Origin of the sequence: Rhizobium sp. P32RR-XVIII (assembly GCF_012641395.1) — a bacterium.
Lineage (GTDB): Bacteria > Pseudomonadota > Alphaproteobacteria > Rhizobiales > Rhizobiaceae > Rhizobium.
On sequence record NZ_JABAIH010000002.1, the window covers coordinates 728,509 to 746,197 of the forward strand.

The 17,689-nt window shown below is 58.0% G+C and carries 18 protein-coding genes, 2 tRNA genes and 1 pseudogene; 9 read left to right on the forward strand and 12 right to left on the reverse strand.

Annotated elements, in window-relative coordinates; genetic code table 11:
- Positions 1-109: 109 nt before the first annotated feature.
- The 8 genes from HGP14_RS08755 to HGP14_RS08790 all read right to left on the reverse strand — a co-directional run bounded on the left by HGP14_RS08755 (position 110) and on the right by HGP14_RS08790 (position 6,038).
- Positions 110-895 carry a DUF1796 family putative cysteine peptidase gene (locus tag HGP14_RS08755; protein WP_168829429.1) on the reverse strand — a complete coding sequence of 262 codons (786 nt, stop codon included), beginning with the start codon at positions 893-895 and terminating at the stop codon, positions 110-112.
- A gap of 469 nt (positions 896-1,364) precedes the next feature.
- Positions 1,365-1,772, reverse strand: coding sequence for a hypothetical protein (locus HGP14_RS08760; protein ID WP_312862112.1), 408 nt, complete (start codon positions 1,770-1,772; stop codon positions 1,365-1,367).
- 127 nt (positions 1,773-1,899) lie between these two features.
- A complete protein-coding gene (locus tag HGP14_RS08765; RefSeq protein WP_168829430.1) occupies positions 1,900-2,142 on the reverse strand; it encodes a hypothetical protein in 243 nt (80 codons plus the stop codon).
- Positions 2,143-2,524: 382 nt separating this feature from the next.
- Entirely contained in the window at positions 2,525-3,163 is a 639-nt protein-coding gene (locus tag HGP14_RS08770) for a response regulator (RefSeq protein WP_205927068.1), read from the reverse strand.
- Positions 3,160-4,455 (reverse strand): sensor histidine kinase, encoded by a 1,296-nt coding sequence (locus HGP14_RS08775; RefSeq protein WP_246704383.1) that lies wholly within the window; start codon positions 4,453-4,455, stop codon positions 3,160-3,162. Before HGP14_RS08775 ends, HGP14_RS08770 begins: the two co-directional genes overlap by 4 nt.
- A gap of 491 nt (positions 4,456-4,946) precedes the next feature.
- Complete coding sequence (locus HGP14_RS08780; protein WP_168829431.1) at positions 4,947-5,474, reverse strand: hypothetical protein; 528 nt, start codon at positions 5,472-5,474, stop codon at positions 4,947-4,949.
- Positions 5,475-5,786: 312 nt separating this feature from the next.
- Positions 5,787-5,861: transfer RNA gene (locus tag HGP14_RS08785), tRNA-Asn, on the reverse strand.
- Positions 5,862-6,038: a hypothetical protein gene (locus HGP14_RS08790; RefSeq protein WP_168828766.1), complete on the reverse strand. Its 177-nt coding sequence runs from the start codon at positions 6,036-6,038 to the stop codon at positions 5,862-5,864.
- On the opposite strand from HGP14_RS08790, the gene HGP14_RS35435 reads away from it, so the two are divergent.
- The gene (locus HGP14_RS35435; RefSeq protein ID WP_168829432.1) at positions 5,979-6,275 is read left to right on the forward strand and encodes a hypothetical protein; all 297 of its coding nucleotides are present in this window, start codon (positions 5,979-5,981) and stop codon (positions 6,273-6,275) included. The genes HGP14_RS08790 and HGP14_RS35435 overlap by 60 nt on opposite strands.
- Before the next feature lie 284 nt (positions 6,276-6,559).
- A tRNA-Cys gene (locus tag HGP14_RS08800) sits at positions 6,560-6,633 on the forward strand.
- Positions 6,634-7,051: 418 nt separating this feature from the next.
- Here the strand turns inward: HGP14_RS08800 and HGP14_RS08805 are convergent.
- Positions 7,052-7,366, reverse strand: a complete 315-nt coding sequence (locus tag HGP14_RS08805; RefSeq protein WP_168829433.1) for a helix-turn-helix domain-containing protein — start codon at positions 7,364-7,366, stop codon at positions 7,052-7,054.
- Between the two features lie 960 nt (positions 7,367-8,326).
- Between HGP14_RS08805 and HGP14_RS35440 the strand changes: the two are divergent.
- The 4 genes and pseudogenes from HGP14_RS35440 to HGP14_RS08820 all read left to right on the forward strand — a co-directional run.
- A pseudogene (locus tag HGP14_RS35440) lies at positions 8,327-8,905 on the forward strand (ATP-binding protein); the annotation flags it as partial.
- 440 nt (positions 8,906-9,345) lie between these two features.
- Complete coding sequence (locus HGP14_RS35445; protein ID WP_312862113.1) at positions 9,346-9,720, forward strand: hypothetical protein; 375 nt, start codon at positions 9,346-9,348, stop codon at positions 9,718-9,720.
- A gap of 34 nt (positions 9,721-9,754) precedes the next feature.
- The gene (locus HGP14_RS08815) at positions 9,755-11,413 is read left to right on the forward strand and encodes an ATP-binding protein (protein WP_246704385.1); all 1,659 of its coding nucleotides are present in this window, start codon (positions 9,755-9,757) and stop codon (positions 11,411-11,413) included.
- Positions 11,414-11,707: 294 nt separating this feature from the next.
- The gene (locus HGP14_RS08820; protein ID WP_168829434.1) at positions 11,708-11,914 is read left to right on the forward strand and encodes a hypothetical protein; all 207 of its coding nucleotides are present in this window, start codon (positions 11,708-11,710) and stop codon (positions 11,912-11,914) included.
- Positions 11,915-12,029: 115 nt separating this feature from the next.
- Here the strand turns inward: HGP14_RS08820 and HGP14_RS35450 are convergent, their stop codons facing one another.
- The 3 genes from HGP14_RS35450 to otnI form a co-directional block, all read right to left on the reverse strand.
- Complete coding sequence (locus HGP14_RS35450) at positions 12,030-13,928, reverse strand: hypothetical protein (protein WP_246704386.1); 1,899 nt, start codon at positions 13,926-13,928, stop codon at positions 12,030-12,032.
- Between the two features lie 378 nt (positions 13,929-14,306).
- Entirely contained in the window at positions 14,307-14,435 is a 129-nt protein-coding gene (locus tag HGP14_RS36640) for a four-carbon acid sugar kinase family protein (RefSeq protein ID WP_409527066.1), read from the reverse strand.
- Positions 14,393-15,190 carry a 2-oxo-tetronate isomerase gene (otnI, locus tag HGP14_RS08835; RefSeq protein WP_168829435.1) on the reverse strand — a complete coding sequence of 266 codons (798 nt, stop codon included), beginning with the start codon at positions 15,188-15,190 and terminating at the stop codon, positions 14,393-14,395. The genes HGP14_RS36640 and otnI overlap by 43 nt, the downstream gene beginning before the upstream one ends.
- Positions 15,191-15,413: 223 nt before the next feature.
- On the opposite strand from otnI, the gene HGP14_RS08840 reads away from it, so the two are divergent.
- The 3 genes from HGP14_RS08840 to HGP14_RS08850 are packed head-to-tail and all read left to right on the forward strand — an operon-like array spanning position 15,414 to position 17,536.
- Positions 15,414-16,094, forward strand: a complete 681-nt coding sequence (locus HGP14_RS08840) for an RraA family protein (protein ID WP_168829436.1) — start codon at positions 15,414-15,416, stop codon at positions 16,092-16,094.
- A gap of 11 nt (positions 16,095-16,105) precedes the next feature.
- Positions 16,106-16,819, forward strand: a complete 714-nt coding sequence (locus HGP14_RS08845) for a molybdate ABC transporter substrate-binding protein (RefSeq protein WP_168829633.1) — start codon at positions 16,106-16,108, stop codon at positions 16,817-16,819.
- A gap of 54 nt (positions 16,820-16,873) precedes the next feature.
- Positions 16,874-17,536, forward strand: a complete 663-nt coding sequence (locus tag HGP14_RS08850; RefSeq protein WP_168829437.1) for an aspartate/glutamate racemase family protein — start codon at positions 16,874-16,876, stop codon at positions 17,534-17,536.
- The last annotated feature ends 153 nt before the right edge of the window (positions 17,537-17,689 follow it).

Consider the following 17,689-nt stretch of genomic DNA (forward strand, 5'->3'; position numbering starts at 1 on the left):
TTTCGATGATGCGGGTTCCGGTTGCCTATTCAGACCGTTGAACGATCCATGCAGCAACGCTTTTCGCCTCTAGTCGTTCGGAGAATCTCCGAATTCGCCGAACGCTCGCTCAATGGGTGAGCGGCGAGGGCAAAGAAATGGAAGGCAGGCGGTCGCCCTTGAGGAAGCTCTTCAGCCGCCTGAGATAGATCTTGGCTAGAGCGCGGGCCGTAAGGTGTAGGGGCATTTCCGTCCGGTTCAGCAGCAGATCGGTCCATTGACGTTTCCAGACATCGTTGAGCTCAGGATTGTCATCGTAGCGTGAGATAGCGTGCCCGATTTTGATGCGGCTATCCGGCACTGTCGCTGACGCCAGTGCGATCGAAGCCGGCGCGATGTCCTCAATGTTGGTTTCCAGAACAAGAAGCAGAGACGTATCGCCTCCGCGCCGCGCGGATATGGTCTCGAGGAACCCGCCTGCCTCGTCGATTAGCTGCCTTAGCACCTGCTGCGCCGTGGCGGACGGATCGATCAGCCGGGAGGCGGCGAGATTGCGGTAGTACACGAAGTGCAGCTTATCTCTCGATCTCAGGGCACAGCGAAAGCGGTCAAATCGCCGGACCAGCTCATCATGTTTGCTGGTCGTCGACATCGGATTGGTGTGGATATGCAGCACGGTCGGATAATCGCGGTAGGCGACAACTTCAGTTGTAATCTTCGAATGGTTTCCGGGCATATAGCAGCCAGGTGCGCAGACCTTCTGAAAGTCATCCTGGATCATCTCGGTAACGGATGCGAGACCGCTATCAAGATTAAAGAGCCAATCAAACGGGTAGGATGCCTTTTTCAGGCCCAGCTTTTTGATCATCATCGCGGCGTTGCATGCTGCGCCGAGCGAAATATACTGATGCCGCATAATATTTCCCTCCCGCTATTTTTTACATCATATGAACCGACCTGGTGAAGCCTCGACTTTTCATTGTAGGCGTTGTGGTCCCCTTAGCTTGGGCTCGGACATTTCCCTTCGCCAGGCATAGGCCGCAGCGCGCGAGGGTCTGCTCGTGTGGTAGGAACAGCTCTAGGTGATAGAGTACCCTATGAAGAGCTGAAAAGGACCTAGTATCAGCGCGAGCCCAGCTGCCGCTCTGCAATGTTGGTGAAGATCAAATGACGTCCAAATGGCTCAGTTGGTAAAGCCGATCTATCTATCGTCTTGCACTTCGCGAACGAGCAACCGGTGGCGCCATCAGCCGAAGCAAGGAGTGGGCCTGAGATTTGAGCTTAAATGACGCAGCCTCGACCTCACCAGTCGGTGCCTTTCCGGATTTAAGTTCAGACGCATCATTCCGAGGATATTTACTGACGCCGTGGGCATACCTGACACCCTACCGGTAACCATCGCCATCACGACCACGATCGCGGTCGCGGTCGCGATCATCTCGGGATAATGACGACCCTTCCAATCTGTCCAGCATTTGCAACAGGAGGTCGGCGCAAACCTTTGTCGGTTCGTCATCGGCGCACTTGATGTCGATCTTGACGTCGCCATCCTGGATGTAGAAATGCGCGGCCTTTGATGGCGGCGGCAGCCGGCGATCACCCCGTCCCCTGCGCCAATCAGCGCGCGGGCGGCCCTCATCTGAGGGACTTGCTTGCGCCGCCGGCGGATTGGATTCGGGCACCGCCGTTGTGTTGCCTGGCGGCGGAGGCGCCGCATCGCTGGGCTGCTGGGCGAAGCTTGCGCCGGTGGACAATGCCAAGGCGACGGCTGAAACGGAAAGGATTGTTTTCATTGATGGGTTCCTCAGATTTCCTACGTGAAGGAACGCGCCGCACCGAGGTTGGTTGCAGCAATCACTGAAACGCAAATGACGAACACCGGTGACAGATCTAACAATGGACGCCATCGTGGATGGCGGCTTACCACCAGTAGCGGTAGTTTCTTTCGGCCGATGACCTCCCCATCAAGTAGCCGAGCGCAAAGGCCATGGCTCCAATCCCGAGTACGAGGCTCGTGGCAGTATGAGGATGATCTGCTGCTCCTGCCGCCACAGCGCTTGTTTCACGCCTGAGCGCGCCGGCGGCAGTCTGCGCTACCTTCCGGGCGCCGGTCGCTGGTTCAGTCGGCGTGCCAGTGAAGCCGGCGTCGAGATCGTTGGGCATGTCGCTTCTCCCTTGATTGGATCAAAGAGAAACTGACTACGGGGCGCGAGGTTCCCGTTTTCCGACTGGAGGCGGAGAACGCCTGGCCAGCGTCCATGTGCAAAAAAAGGGCTTTCCAGAGGGCGGGTAAGGAAAGCCCTTAACCTTTGCCGCAGGATGCAGAACGTCTGCGCCTCAGATCGATCAGAGCATGGATTATTATTGAGTCGGTGGAAATCGGACTGAAGCCCGAGCCGAAGCGGACTTTAGTCTGGTTCTCTAGGAAAAATATCTGAGTGTTGGCCTCCATCGCGCATGGCAAGGAAAATAAGCGCCAGCCCGGCGGCGGGCCGAGGCTCACCCGAAGCATGGCGCCAAGTGGCTCCGCGAAGCGTGGCTGCCGTCACCCACCGCGCGAGGCCATGTATTGGACGTGTAACGCCGCGAGCGTCGTCCGGTTGCTGATTTCCACCTTGCGGTAGACGTTGTGGAGATGGATTCCGATCGTTCCCTCGGAGGCTCCTAGCTTTTGAGCAATCGTTCGGTTCGACAGTCCACCGCATATCAGAGCGGCTATCTCCCGCTCACGAGCGGTTAGGAGCTCGAACTTTCTCAAGTCCGCAACATCGGGTGTCTCGGTGGCCTTGGCTATAAGTTCTGCAGGCAGCCATTTCTTGCCACTTGCGACATGACGCAGGCAGTCGAGCAGCGCTTCCGGCGCATACTCCTTCAGCAAAATCCCCCACGCCCCTATCGAGATCGCATCGGCGATCTGGGCGCCACTCATCGTTGCCGTGAGAAAGACTACCTTCAATCGAAGCCGTTCTTCCTTCAATGCCCGCAACACCTCGAGGCCGCTTGTCCGTGGCATCGACACGTCAAGCAGCGCGATATTGGGCTTGAGGTCGCGAATGAGCGCGAGTGCGTCCGCTCCGTTGGCGGCCGTGCCCACCACCTTGAAATCTGGGGCACTCAGCAGAATTTGCTGGAGCCCACCAAGGAGCAAGGGATGGTCGTCGGCAAGAACCACGGAGTAGATCAAAGGGCCTCCGTAATTCTCGGTAAATCAATCTGAATTCTGATGCCGGGCGTGGTGCGGTAAACCGTCAGATCCCCTCCAAGCTTGCCGACGCGCGCCGAGAGCGATGAAGGTCTTGGATACGTCGTACCGCTGGGCATTCCCAATCCGTCGTCAATGAATTCGACCTGTAGGCCGAAGTCGGTCTGACTGATCGACATGCGGAGCTGTGTCGCGTGCCCGTGGCATACCGCGTTTGCGGCCGCCTCTGACATAAGCTGTTTAATTTCGTGAACCATCCATGTGGGTACAGCCAACTCGAGCGGCCTGATCGAAACCTCGATTTGACAATTCCATTGCTGTGACAGCAGTCCGGCGAAGCCTGTCAGCGTGTGCTCAAGGGAGATAGTGGCCGGGCTGCCGACGGCGCGATTGTTCTCGACGAATTGGCGGACGCGCCGCTGCTGTTCGAGGATCAGCGAGCTCACGTCATCGAGTTGGCGTTTCCAGTCGTTTCCTGCGGCCTCACCAGCAAGCTTAAGCTTTAGCCGCGCGGCAGTGAGATCCTGCAGCACGCTGTCATGCAGGTCGCAAGCTAGGCGCACACGCTCCTCCGAGCGGGCGGCTTCAGTTGTTTGTTGTATCAGCGCGAGACGCTCCAATTCAGACCCCAAGCGTGTGGCAATGATCTGCGTCAGCGCGCTCCCTTCGTCAGGTCGGCCGGGAGAATTGATGACGAAAACACGTCCGCGGTAGCGAACGCTGGAAAAGGAAGCAGCAGAAATCCGCCGAATAGGCTCGCCTGCCACTCCTGCGAATTCAGGCAGGTCGGCGATCAAATCGGTCAATTCCTCCTCGGCCCTTGGCGACACTGCCGCATCGTCTTCATTGCGCGGCCGCTGGAGATCGTGGCGGCGCCAGAAATCGGCGTTTTGAACGTCGACAAGCTTCAAACAATCGGCTGCCCAGTAAGCGACGCAGCCTGCGTCATCTTCCTGGTCGCGCCAGACGACGAACAAGCGGGAGCCGTCAAGGACGCGAGACGCGTGCCGGAACAAGAGCCCGAGCCAAGAGAGACGGTCATTGGCGATGGCATCAAACGGCCATTCAGCGAGCTTAGCCAATCGCTGACGGCTGCGTTCCCGGTAGGCACCGAAATAGCCGAGGATGACCGCGGAGAAGACGAAGTAGGTCGACCGCATGATGAACAGGTTAAGCTCGGATTCGCCATCCCTTAAATCGGGCAGGCCGACGATCAATTGGACGACCAGCAGAATGGACGCACCGAATGCCGCTCCCTTCAGGCCCCAGCGCATCGTCATCGCGAGGAGAACGAACGGTAGAACTGCGAAGAAGGGACTGGTGAGTTCATCCGTCAGGAGCGTCAGCCAGACGAGGATCACAACGTCAATAACGTGAATGAAAATATGGACAAGGCTGATGCTGTCCAATGCCTTGCGGATCGGAAAGATGACCAGCAGCACCGAGAAAAGAATATAAAGGCTTAATATAACTCTTGATTCATGGAGTGAGACAGGCCGGGTAGGATCAAGATAGATGGCGAGGATTGCAAAAGTCGCGGTAACCAGCCGCCCGATGCCGATGAGACGCTCAGGCTCCACGCCCAGCAGCCAATCTCCCGCTGATCGAGCTAGCCGCTTTATCATGTTGTTCGACCCGGCGGGAGCAACTCCTGCTTCCCGGCCGCAATCCAGGCTCGCCATGCGCAACTCCCCCCGAACTGTCGAAGGTTATTTTAGCATATGCGAATTCTTTTTTGAGTACACGCGAATCCCTAGAAAACAATCTAGCGAGAGCAATGTGGTAAAGTCGTCGCCTGAAAGAATAGAAGTGGCGTGGCTTCGCTCTCGCGTCTACTTTCGTCGTTCACCCACAGCTTCCAGGCCTTCACGATATATGCCTCATTAGGTCTTTCCCGAGTGAGTGCAAAAGCCGATAGATCAAACAAACGAGGCTTAAATTGCACACCTTGTTTGAGCATCCCCAAAGTCAAAATTATCCGCTCAGGGGCAAACACCAAGGCGCCGAACTCGTTGGGAGAGTACACAGTCGAACTCCTGGTGTCCTCGATCGGCTCGATAACCCAGCTATCCCCGTAGTCCACGCAGAGGCAGTGGTTTGGGAACTTATCTGCGTAGGGTACATGCCCACTCACTGAAGTCGTCTTGAGGACGATGACGTGCGCAAACTTTGGGTCGGTCTCATAGATGAATGCCAGGTCATCATGATCGGCATAGCCGCTGCTGATCTTTACGAGATGGCCGCGGTCTGCGTCGCGCAGTTCTTTTACCGTAAACGGCTTCCGAATTTCCATGGACCCCTCAATGCGAGTCATGCTCCCTAAGGTGCGGGACCAAGGATTATCCCGATAGCATTTGATTGATCCGACCGGAATCTAGAGGATTATATAGAAAACGGCTTTTCTCACTTACTCGGGGGGCTGGGCTTTAAAACCGGGCCCATGGGACCTTCGTTCGCGGGAGGCGACTTGCCGCGAGCAGATGCTCTTACCGCCGCCAGGGCGCTCGCTTACGCGCCACATGTTTTGAAGATCGTCCGCCGCCGGCCAGATCGTTGATCAACGCAATAAAAAAGGCCCGCATCTTTCGATGCAGGCCTTTGAAACTGGCTCCCCGGGCCGGATTCGAACCGGCGACCTGTCGATTAACAGTCGAATGCTCTACCGCTGAGCTACCAGGGATCACTGCTTGGCGCGGTGTGAGTGGGCTAATACAAATGCTTGTTCGATTTGCCAAGGGGTTTTTTCAAAAAAATGACATCTGCTTGTATTCGCGATGTTTGTCCCCATCTCCTGTGAATGACTGACGGCAAAAACAGCGGCAAAAACCAACGCGAAAAGCGCTTCGGCATTGATCACACAACGGGAAGGCTCGTTCTTGGTTCGCTCCGCATCCCGCTCCCGCGCTCGCGCTTGGCCCGCCTCTTCACTGGCTTCTTGCTGATTGTATGCGGGATTCTCGGTTTTCTTCCGATCCTCGGCTTCTGGATGCTGCCGCTCGGCTTCATCATTCTGTCAAATGAACTGCCGATCATGCGCAGATGGCGCCGCCGCTTCTCCGTCTGGTGGCATAGACGGCGCAACCCCGCGAGCTGATCGGCGCGCAAGGCGCGGCGGCGGCGCATCGCCGAGATCGATTATCGCGCCTGGACGCATGACGGAAGCTGTAGCACGCGTCGTATAAGGAGCCTGCGGGAGGAGCAGGCCAACGCGGCGATCTACGAGATCGAGGAGTGATCGGTCGTTTTTTCTGGAACGTTTGGAAAACGGCTTATTCAGAATGAAAAAAGGATCAATTCAGAATGAAGCCTCTTGCACTTCCGTTAGGATCATTCTAAATCCGCGCCACCACACGATATTTAGCTATCGGTCACAGGTGAGGCCTCGTGGCGGAGTGGTGACGCAGAGGACTGCAAATCCTTGTACCCCGGTTCAATTCCGGGCGAGGCCTCCAAAAGTTTTGTTTAAGGCGTTCAACGCCATAGCTCACCCGTCGCTGGGGAATCCGGCAGTTTAAGTAGCCCGTACTACGTCATCGGATTTCCCTTTGTTTTCAACGGGTGACTTCTGAGCGCGGCCACTCCGCGTGACATGAATGCTACATGCGGGCAGCAAGGCCCCAGCGCCGGATGACCTGCGAATCCTTGCCGGCTAGTGTTGTCGATTCGGCAGACACGTCTCGACTCCGTTCCGGCCCCGTCGCTCTTCCCGGTGATCCGGTACCCGATTCGATAGCCGAGTTTCTTTTCGAGGTTACCTGAGTTCAATCAAAGTTAGCGTAGCTCGCCAGAGATGCCTCAGTCTCCAGGCACCCTGGTAGGTGCTTCCGAGTCGACATCAGGAACGCTTGATCCTTGCGACACCAAACGATGTCACTTTTCCACCCTCGGTCCCGCCCGCCTTTTTCTCGGGTCGACGTGCGGGAGGTTATGGAGGCGCGCAGGATCCTCGATAGTATTGTTGTTGAAGACGCCCCATCCCGACCCGTTTGCGGGAGGAACGAAAGCAATGCCATTCGTCTCGTAGAAATGTTGGAGGCGAAGCGCGTAGTGAAGAAGGTCCGGGCGACCGCTCTCTACTCGCTGGATCGTGGATCGCGAAACCTCGGAATGTGCTTCGACCATATCCTGGCTCAGGCCAAGAAATTCTCTGGCTACTTTGAGAGCGATCGCAGGAGCTATCAACATGAACCATCAACTCGCATGGATTCACAGCCGCTGCAAATCGCGGGCAAAAAATGTTGCATACGGGATGCAAAAGGCGTCCTAATGAGTTATAGATGTCATATAGACGCAAATGGCGTCAATCTCCAAAGGGATGCGAATCATAGGATTCAAGTTGTTCACTAATCTAAACTCACTCGAGGCTCTGTTGATCGACCTCCGCCGACTGAACTCTAATCAATTTCGAGAAGGTGATCTTGGAGCGGCGCCCCCAATACTTGATGGCTTTCGACTGGCAGCTAAAACCGCGCCATGCCTTCAAGGCTTGGTACAGGGACATCCGACCCTTCCAGACGGGCGAGCGATCGTGACCCGCGAGCTTCATGCGTATTTTGGTGACGTCTCAGGTTCACACGTCCGTACACAGAACCGATGGTACCGCCTTGGCCACAAGGATGCGCTGGAAAGCTATCGCACGTGAGATGAAGCAAACGATCAACAGGAGTCTTCAAGGAAGATCGGGAAGGGCACTACGCAGATGAGCTACCAGCATGCGGCGTCGCGCACGACTAAAAAAATCGCAGTCCTCGTGGGAATCAGCTCGTTGCCACGACCAGGCGAGGGTTAACATGCATCGTCGTCTTGACAAGGAGGTGATTGCTGACGTCGCCCAGTCTCCTGCGAAGTTCATGATGATCTGCGCTCTTCGCGAGGCATTACGCCCTAGGTGGCCGCAGCTACTACAATGATAATGACATCAACCGGCCCGTTTTCGTCCTCACCAAGAAGCCGAAAACCAAAGGTCCAGAAAATGTTTCAATCTTCCGGCCCAAGCATCAGGCAATTTTCCTGACGTCTTCGATGGACCTCGTCTCCCTGTCATTGAAGCTGGCCGCAGACGCGATTATAGACGTTCCACCGCCGAAAGCGCGTCACCTCATGGCTGCACGCCGGGCCGCTGGCGTGGACGGTGTCGATCTCGCGATGGCGGAGGTAATCGCCAGCCAGCCAGCGGAAATAGTCATCGGGCTCTCGGCAAAGAATTCCTTGGCTGGGTTAGACATCGCCACGCTTACCAAACCTCTGCCTGAAAAGCGCGCGGGACCGAGGCTATCCGAGCTTCCAGGTTACGGGCCAGCTAAGTTCTGGGTCGCTGATCTTAAGGCGGACGTCGAGAACTGGCGGGAGGGTAAACTGAGATGGTCCGACGTCGACAAAGGCATTCTGGTCGGTGCACCGGGAACCGGAAAGGCCTTTTTCGCCCACGCGTTGGCCAATGAACTGGGATTCGACTTCATCTCCACGAGCGTTGCGGACTGGCAGGGCAAGCAGGGCGGATACCTAGGCGCCACGCTCGCCGCGATGTCGGCCTCATTCGAGGACGCCATGTCCCGACGACGCGCAGTCCTTTTTATCGACGAACTGGATTCGCTCGGCGACCGGAGCCGGATGAGGGACGATCACAGCTACTACGAGGGAAACGTAATCAATAGGTTCCTAGAGCTGACCACCCATCTGTTCGAGCAGGACGGAGCAGTGCTAGTTGCCGCTACTAACCGTCCGCATCTTATAGATCCGGCGGTACTGCGATCGGGCCGCCTGGAGGAGCACGTCTACCTGAGTCTTCCGGACGAGATGGAGCGCGCAGATATTCTTTCATATCACCTCGATCGCGCTCTGCAAACCGCCGAGCTTCGGCGTTTTACGGACGATCTTCGGCTTGCCACCGCTGCGGATCTTGAGAGATTGGCTCGTCGAGCGAAGCGGGTAGCGCGACGCCGGAACGGTGACGTCCAAGTGGACGACGTGCAGGCAGCTCTTCCTGCCAGGACTCCGTTGCCCGAGGAAGTCTTGCACAGAATCGCCGTGCACGAGGCTGGGCATGCACTTGCCGCACTGGCCTCCGGGTTCGTCGGCTCCGTCACCGTCCGTATTGAATCCCACATGACGGATGGGGCGACCGTTCGGGATGGCGGGCAGGTAAACTTCCGAATGAACGATCCGTGCTGCCTACGGAAAAGCAGCTCCTCGCGAATATCCGCATCAAACTTGGTGGAATGGCCGCAGAAGAGGTTGTCTTCGGCACTCGGTCGACCGGCGCTGGGGGACATCCGGGCTGCGACCTCGATCAGGCGTCCAGGATCGCCTATCGCTTTGCCGGCAGTTATGGCTTCGGCAAGTCGCTGCGCTACCAGTGCGACACTAATCGCGTGGACGAATCCTTCATTGCAGCGCCCGACCTCAGGGCTGAGGTCGATGCGATTCTGATGCGGGAGTATCGGACGATCAAGGAGCTTCTCACGAAGGGGAAGACAAGACTTATGAGCCTGGCCGCCGAGCTTGTCGTAAGCAGAGAGATGCGGATCGATAAAGCATGAGACCTATCGTGCCTTTGAAGAGACCACGTCCGACATGGATGTGCTTCGATCGGAGATCCGTCAGAGTATCCGGCAGTCGGACTCTCATCCCGCCGTCGCGGATGACCCTTGGGAAGTGGATGAGTGGCTCCGGAGGCGCGAAGCGGCACTCAAGGATAGGGACGAGCTGGCGGCCATCGAGCGGGAGATCGCCGAGGTCCGCGATTCCATCGAGCACGCGAAGCGGCTGCTGGTGCAGGCCCTGGCCGACGTGAAGGTGGCGTTCAATGCGGACGCCGACATCACCGCGCTGACGTCATTCGCGGAAGACGCTCTGAGTGCGTTCCACGCCTCTGCGAATGCGGCCATCCAAGTCGAGATGCTTCGAACGGAGGTCGCCGAAAGGAGACACGCCCTAGAGGCCGTCAAGGACGCTGCCACCGCGTGGTCGACCGACTGGGAAACCGTCTGCGGCGGATGCTGGCTTCGCGAAATCGGACAAGCTCCAAATGTCGGCGCCGTTGCAGAGATCCTGACTGTTCTCGAACGGCTGTCTTCTGCCGTCGAGGCGCGGGAAGGGCTGGTCGACCGCATTCAGAAAATGGAGAAGGACAAGGTTTCGTTCGAGACGAGGGTGCACGAGCTTTGCGCGTCGCTCGACCTGGCAACCGACGGGACACCGCTCGCGCTATGCCAGGCGGTCTTCGAGAAGATCAAGTCGGCGGGTCTGGACGCCGAACGCCTTGAAAAGCTGAAGCGCGATTTGGACAATATGCGGCGCGACGAACACGCACTCAATGTCGCCCAGGATCTTCTCGTAGCGCGCGTCACTCAGATGTTGGAGTTCTTCGCTGTAGCCACCCTCGAAGAGGTCGAGAGCGGCATTGACCTCGCGGCACGGCACCGGGACCTGGCAAACGCGATCGCAGAAGCAGAACAGGAACTGCTTCAGATAACCGGTCGCGGGTCTGTAGCGGAGGTCGAGGAGATGACCGCCTCTATCGATCGGTCAGAGCTGGAGGAAGAACTCGCGAAGCTGGCACCCGTTCTCGACGACCAGGACGCCCGATGCCGGGAAGTCTTCCACAGCCGATCGAAGGCCCAGGACGCACTCGATGAAATCGGCGGCGATGCCAAAGTTGCCACACTGGAAGAACAGCGACGGACGACGTTGCTTGAGATCGAGGAAAGCGCTCGTCGGTATATGGAGGTCCGCGCGGGCGGCGCGGCTACCGAGCAAGCTCTAAAGCGGTATCGGGACCGTCATCGCAGCGGAATGATGGCCCGTGCATCAGACGCATTCCGCACAATCAGCCGAGGCGCCTATCAAGGCGTAGCCGCCCAGCCGGGGAAGGATGGCGACGTTCTGATCGCCGTGTCGGCTTCCGGAGGATCGAAGGCCGCAAACGAGTTGTCGAAGGGTGCCCGGTTCCAGTTGTATCTGGCTCTCCGCGTTGCCGGCTACCATGAATTCGTCGCCAACCGGACGCCGATCCCGTTCATCGCCGACGACATCATGGAGACCTTTGACGACTTCCGGGCCGAGGAGGCGTTCCGTCTGTTTGCGGAAATGGGGATGCATGGGCAGGTCATTTACCTAACCCATCACAGGCATCTCACCGAAATTGCCAGGAAGGTTTGCCCGAACGTGCGGCTGCATGACCTTGAGGAAGTTGGAAAGTCAGCGACCCTTCATGTTGTCGCGGCGGAGTAGTTGAGGGTGTGACCTAAGGAGCTCTCCTGAACAGCGCCGGATCTGCCACCCACATTCTTCGGGCGCCTCAAGCGGCCGGTATGACAGGCTGGTCGGCGGCATGCGGTCCGGGCACGTGCCCCGCCGGTGCAACTGTCCTGATAAGGCGAGCTGCGGTACTGTCGGTGGCTGTGTTCGACAGGCTGGAATTTCATCAAACTCGCCAGCCAAACCGCTGCGAGCGTAGCCTGCTTTCGAGCGACGCGATGGCTGCCTGACAAGAAGACGGGCTTCAAATCACGTCAGCAGGTCTCCATGGATTACGGACAGCACAGGCCTGATGTTTATCGGCAGTTGGCTTTCGTCCCTTCGCTCGGCGAGACTCGCATTTTCGAGAATTGCCATCTGAAGAAGATACATGAAAAAATGATCCTCCTCTTTAACAAGCTGACAGATAGCCATCAGGTGGTCGTGTATGATTTTTCGGTCATGCATGGCTCAACGCTCCCCCAAGTCGCGTGACAATTGCGCGTCAGTACTTGAGCCTGCGATCGTGATCGCATCGTGAATTTCGGCTACGAATTACCGTGAAAGCGACACTCTTCGGGGGACTTGGTATTAGCGCCGCAGTGTCAAATTAGCGAGCGATGGCCTCCATCAAGCGCATACGCCGTAGGGTAGTGTTGGGATAGTCGTTGTCCAACAGACGGGCCATGTGAAAATCTGGCTCGGCGCTCTGTATTCGAGTGATGGTGCGGGTAAGCTCGTCTGTTCGTCCAGCGTGATTGTACAGAGCAACGAGATACCGGAGAGGGTCCATGAATGAGGGGCGCAGGATCGCCGCCATTTCCGCATGATGCGTGGCGATTTCATATTCACCCAATGCAGTGGCAGACATGCAGCAAAAGAATTCAATGAGGGCGCGACATTCACTGCCCCCGGCCAGTGCCAATGCCATCGACGCCGATCTCTGGCTATCCGGTCGGTTATCGATTATCAGCTCGGTGTTGGAAAGGATCGCGTGGGTGATGGCATTCAGGGGATCAAGGGCTACGGCGTGAGTCGCGAGTTGAAGCGAACTCTTGACCGATCCGCCGAACAGATACTCGATATGGGCGGCTACGCCTAAGGCAATCGCACTGGAAGGAGCCTCCTGTATCGCTTCTCGCGCCAACATCATCGTGTCCGTAGCGTCGCCGCCCAGAAAGTGAGATGACCGATGTTGAAACTGCGCTACGATTCTTAGATATGATCGCCACGCCAAATATTGCGGCCTGGGGTCGTATTCATAGGCGAGCCGTAGGTGGGCGTCAGCTTGTAGCAGACGATGCTTGTCAAACTGGAATATGAGGTTCCGGCCTCGATTGGCCATCATGGCGGCACAATCCGGAATTTCGAGGTCGTCGCTGCGCGTTCTGAAGGTTCTTAGAACTGCTTCAACAATCTCGGAGCAGACTGGATGCATTAGTTCATCGTTGAAGAACATCGGCACCCGAACGCTCCGCGTCCAAAATATCTGACCCCGTGACGGGTGGAGGATGGTGATGGAGAGCCATTGCTGTCCAGGGGGCATCCTCGCCGATACGACGAGCCCCCTTCGGGGAGGCTCCCGACGAATTGGCGTTGCGCAATCAAAGTCCTGGAAAATCTGAAAATCGGAGAAATCAAGCAGCGATGCCGTAACGAGAGACAAGACGCTCTTGACGATCGCTTGCCCTTCCGAGGTCCCCGTGCCATCGCAGCGCAAAAAGATAACCGGATTGTCGAGTCGCCTTTGCACGTGAGTTTCATTGGCATCGCCTCGAAGGGGCGGGCTGAACGTCAGGCGTTCGTTTCTTATCCATTCTTCGAATTCAGCATCGGGAATATCAAGATCGCCAAACAGCTCGATATCGCACTTGTCGGCACCACGACCGAAGGGGCGATCGAAGTTGACGACAAAGCCCCGAGAATCGAGCCGGACCTTCTCCCGACCCGCTGTGAGGATACCGGCTTGCTCGCCAAACGCTCGGCGGATGTCCATCAACGACTGACGTAAGCTGTCCGCACCCTGCTTCTGGCTGCGGTCGCTCCACAGTTTGTCTTGAAGCCATTCGCGGCTCCTGCAATGATCAGGGGCCAGAGCCAGCAGGGCGATCAGCCCGCGAGCTTTCAACCCCTTAGGCGTGAGGTCCTCGCCATGCTCACCAGTGACGCGAAACCCGCCGAAAGCGCTTAGGGATATTATGGCGGCCCACCATTGCGGTAAGAGATCGCAACATCCGCTGTCGATCAAGCCTATCTGATCGGCAAGCGGATCAACCGACAAGTATGGAATATTGCTCAAATCAGGTAGGGCTTGCGGGAAATCGTAGTGAACTTGAAACTTGTGTTCGCCCTCAGCTTCCACGAGCAGACGGGCGCTAGGACAGTTAAATAACGCTCTTGTGGCGGCAGCGGCGGACTCTTCAGTCGCTAGTAGTGGACACCGCCGCGCGTGTGCAGTACCAGCCAGGAAACTGAGCAAGGCAAAGCATACAACAATGCTGATCTTCATTTCGGCGGCCCCCGTCGCCAGTGGCGCGGAAAATATTACCAACCTTAATTATTCACGCTAATAGATGACTATATTCTACCATTGCGCGAATTTGCAATTCAACTTTCGCATTATTGATGCCAGGGGGGTCCTGTTCCATGCCTTTAGACAACGTAAACTTAGAACTCTTGTCCGAACGCGTACTCTCAGAAACGAACCGAGGCAAACATCCGTCGGTTACAGCAGGGGTTGGTCGTGGGAGTGAGCACACGTTGCATGGAAACCTCGCCGTCACGTCGTTACGGGAATATCTTGATCCCTCCCGCCGAGCGCTCAATGATCTGCTGGCTCGGCATGAGAACCCGGATTTCGTTTCGACACTGTTTTGCCGTTCTGGCTCTAGATCGTCCGCATGCCCTCTCGCGCCAGCATCAGGGCCAGATCGGTGGCGCCGGTGAGGTCGTCGGCAATGGCTCCAAGCAGCATCAGCCGATCCTTTCGGGCTGCGGCACGAAAGCCCGCATCCATCCCAGCGCGGCGCTCGTGCGGTCCTTCGGGGCATATTCGCAGCCGATCCAGCCATTATATCCGAGCAATTCGAGGCTCTCGAAAATGAAGGGGTAATTGATCTCGCCGGTGCCGGGTTCGTGGCGGCCGGGATTGTCGGCCACCTGCACATGGGCGATCCGCGATTGCAGCCGCTCGAAATTGCGGATGAGATCGCCCTGCATGACCTGAAGATGATAGAAATCATATTGCAGGAAAAGGTTGTCGGAGCCGACCCTGCCGGCAATCTCTTCGAACTTCGCCACGCTTGAAATCACGCAGCCGGGATTGTCGCGGCGGTTGAGGATCTCGACAAGCAGCCTGATGCCGTCCTTGGCCAGGCGGTCGGCCGCATAACGGAGATTGCCGCAAAGCGTCTCTTCGGCCGCCTCGTCCTTCAGGCCGTCCGGTTTCAGGCCGGCAAGACAATTCAACTGCGGACAGCCGAGCGTCCTGGCGTAATCGGCGGCCTGTTCCAGGCCGTGCCGGAACTCCTCCTCCCGACCGGGAAGGCAGGCGATGCCGCGCTCTCCTGCGTCCCAGTTGCCGAGCGGAAGGTTGAACAGCACCTGCTCGAGGCCGTTTTGCCGGAGGTGCTCCAGAAGGACCTCCTTCGGGATATGATAGGCGGCGCGATATTCGATGCCCCGGAAGCCATCGGCCGCGGCCGCGGCAAAGCGATCCAGGAAATCGTACTCGGTATAGAGCTGGGTCAAGTTGGCGTTGAATTTTAGCACAGGCGGCGTCCTCGTTCCCTTGATCCCGAGAAGTAGCGGCTGGCTGTTGCCGCGTCCAATTGCAACATTCGCGTCATTTATTCGGTCAACATATTATTTGCGAGGCATTCGACCCGGCGTTTTTATTCTGTCCTGCAAATAAGAGCCTTATCACTTTGAATTGGCCCGACCCCGGCCATGCCTCCTATTGTCTGATGGAGCTTACATTCAACAGGAGCGCGTGATGACGATTTTGAGAGTTATGCAGCCGAAACGACGGGTCTCACCGCAGACGGTCGACAAGTACCGCGTCATTCCGGCGGCTGTCATCAGCGACAGCATGTCCCGGCTGGCCGCCGGCGGCGCTGCCCTCCGACCGATGCACGGCGGCGGCAAGGTGCTCGCCGGACCGGCATTCACGGTCAAGACGCGGCCCGGCGACAATCTTTTCGTTCACAAGGCGATCGACACCGCACATCCGGGCGACATCATTGTCGTCGATGCCGGCGGCGATCTCACCAATGCGATCGTCGGTGAAATGATGCTGACGCATGCCGAGACACGCGGCATTGCCGGCGTGGTGATCTACGGTGCGATCCGCGACTACGGACATGTGAAGAACCATACTTTCCCCGTCTTTGCGGCAGGTGTCACGCATCGCGGACCGCTTCACGACGGCCCCGGCGAAATCAACGTGCCGATCGCGATCAACGGTATGGTCATCGAACCCGGCGACCTGATGATCGGCGACGATGACGGCCTGATGTGCATTCCCTATGACGAGACGGAACTGGTCTATGCGCCGGCCGCCACGCGTCTTGCCGGCGAGAACGCACAGCGCGAACGGGTGCGCAACGGAACGGTCGAACGCCGCTGGATTGATGATTGCCTGGCAAAGATCGACTACAGCGTCGAATATCTGTGAAGGCGCCGATGATGTCCTCTGCCGTCGAAGGCAAAACCGCCCCCGTCTCGGTGATGAGCGCGCTGATCCTGCGCGCGATCGTTGATCAGACGATCATGCCCGAATTCGAAAGGACGGGCGGCACTGCAAGGATGATCTGGGATCCGACCGTTGGCCTGATACGCCGCATCGCCGAGGGGGAAATGGCCGATGCGATCGTCGCGATCGACTGGGCGATCGACGAGCTGGAATCGAAAGACCTGCTCGACCCCGCGTCGCGAAGGCCCTTGGCGCAGGCCTCCGTGGGCGTGGCCGTGCTGGCCGGCGCGCCTCGGCCTGACATCTCGACGCCGGAGGCGCTTCGCCGTATCCTCCTCGATACGCCGACGCTGGTTTACTCGCGCACAGGTGCCAGCGGCATCTTCTTCGAGAAGATGATCGACGATTTCGGCATTGGCGATGAGATCAGGGCCAAGGCGCTTGTGGTGAACGCCGGGCTGACGGCGGAAAGACTCGTGAGCGGCGAGGTGGCAATAGCCATTCAGCAAGTGAGCGAGCTGTTGGCCGTGCCCGGCACGGATCTCGTCGGCGCATTGCCGTCGGAGCTCGGCGCGACGACTGATTTCAGCGTGGCGGTGTTCAAGAACACGGCGGCCGCTGATGCCGCAGAGCGGTTCCTCGGCGAGCTTTTCACGCCACTTGCCCGGAGGGCCTATCAGGCCGCCGGGCTCGAACCCCGGTTCTGACTAACAGGGCAGGTCTGACAATCAGACCCGATCTGATCAACAAGCGAGAGCAATATGTCGGCAAGACCCCGTATCGTCCTTCTCCATGCAACGCCTGTGGCGGTGCAACCCGTCCAGACCGCGTTCAAGGAGCTCTGGCCGGAGGCTGAACTCGTCAATCTTCTCGATGATTCCCTCAGTCCGGACCGGGCGCGCGAACCGGAGCTGACCGAAGCGTTGATCGAGCGTTTCGTCAATCTTGGGCGCTACGGCCACTCTGTGGGCGCCGACGGTATCCTTGTCACTTGTTCGGCTTTCGGCCCGGCGATCGACAGGATGGCTGCGGAACTACCGGTGCCGGTGCTCAAACCCAATGAGGCGATGTTTCATGCGGCCGTCGCCAGCGGGAAGCGGATCGGCATGATTGCGACCTTCGGGCCGTCGGTCGGCACGATGACCGGTGAATTCGAGGAATACACCGCCGGGGTGGGCTCGCCCGCAAGCCTCAGGACCATTCTCGTCGCAGACGCGATGACCGCACTTCGGGCGGGCGATGTCGAGACCCATAACCGTCTGATCGCCGAGCGGGCGCCGGAGCTCGATGGCATGGATACGATCATGCTGGCGCATTTCTCGACGTCGCAGGCCGCCGAGGCGGTGCAGCGACGGGTCGATATTCCTGTGCTGAGCGCGCCGGGGGCGGCGGTCAGCCGTATGCGCGAACTGATCGAAGGTTAGGAAGCCGCTTTTCAACCCGGCCACTTGCCCAAATGTGGGGCTGGGCCGCGTTTCGAGCTGAAGCCTCTTGCCGCGGACCGCGGCGAGCGCAAAAGTCAGAAGCATTGTGCCGCTCAGTTGACCACGGAGGCGAATGCGTTGCGCGCTGGCGTA

What these genes read in the sequence shown, in the direction of transcription:
- HGP14_RS08780 (WP_168829431.1), bottom strand. Translation starts at nt 5,474, where the DNA reads ATGGAAATTCGGAAGCCGTTTACGGTAAAAGAACTGCGCGACGCAGAC.
- HGP14_RS08775 (WP_246704383.1), bottom strand. Translation starts at nt 4,455, where the DNA reads ATGCGCTGGGGCCTGAAGGGAGCGGCATTCGGTGCGTCCATTCTGCTG.
- HGP14_RS35435 (WP_168829432.1), top strand. Translation starts at nt 5,979, where the DNA reads ATGACTGACGGCAAAAACAGCGGCAAAAACCAACGCGAAAAGCGCTTC.
- HGP14_RS35450 (WP_246704386.1), bottom strand. Translation starts at nt 13,928, where the DNA reads ATGAAGATCAGCATTGTTGTATGCTTTGCCTTGCTCAGTTTCCTGGCT.
- HGP14_RS08755 (WP_168829429.1), bottom strand. Translation starts at nt 895, where the DNA reads ATGCGGCATCAGTATATTTCGCTCGGCGCAGCATGCAACGCCGCGATG.
- HGP14_RS08760 (WP_312862112.1), bottom strand. Translation starts at nt 1,772, where the DNA reads ATGAAAACAATCCTTTCCGTTTCAGCCGTCGCCTTGGCATTGTCCACC.
- HGP14_RS08840 (WP_168829436.1), top strand. Translation starts at nt 15,414, where the DNA reads ATGACGATTTTGAGAGTTATGCAGCCGAAACGACGGGTCTCACCGCAG.
- HGP14_RS08845 (WP_168829633.1), top strand. Translation starts at nt 16,106, where the DNA reads ATGTCCTCTGCCGTCGAAGGCAAAACCGCCCCCGTCTCGGTGATGAGC.
- HGP14_RS08805 (WP_168829433.1), bottom strand. Translation starts at nt 7,366, where the DNA reads ATGTTGATAGCTCCTGCGATCGCTCTCAAAGTAGCCAGAGAATTTCTT.
- HGP14_RS36640 (WP_409527066.1), bottom strand. Translation starts at nt 14,435, where the DNA reads ATGGATGCGGGCTTTCGTGCCGCAGCCCGAAAGGATCGGCTGATGCTG.
- HGP14_RS08815 (WP_246704385.1), top strand. Translation starts at nt 9,755, where the DNA reads ATGGATGTGCTTCGATCGGAGATCCGTCAGAGTATCCGGCAGTCGGAC.
- HGP14_RS08765 (WP_168829430.1), bottom strand. Translation starts at nt 2,142, where the DNA reads ATGCCCAACGATCTCGACGCCGGCTTCACTGGCACGCCGACTGAACCA.
- HGP14_RS08850 (WP_168829437.1), top strand. Translation starts at nt 16,874, where the DNA reads ATGTCGGCAAGACCCCGTATCGTCCTTCTCCATGCAACGCCTGTGGCG.
- HGP14_RS08820 (WP_168829434.1), top strand. Translation starts at nt 11,708, where the DNA reads ATGGATTACGGACAGCACAGGCCTGATGTTTATCGGCAGTTGGCTTTC.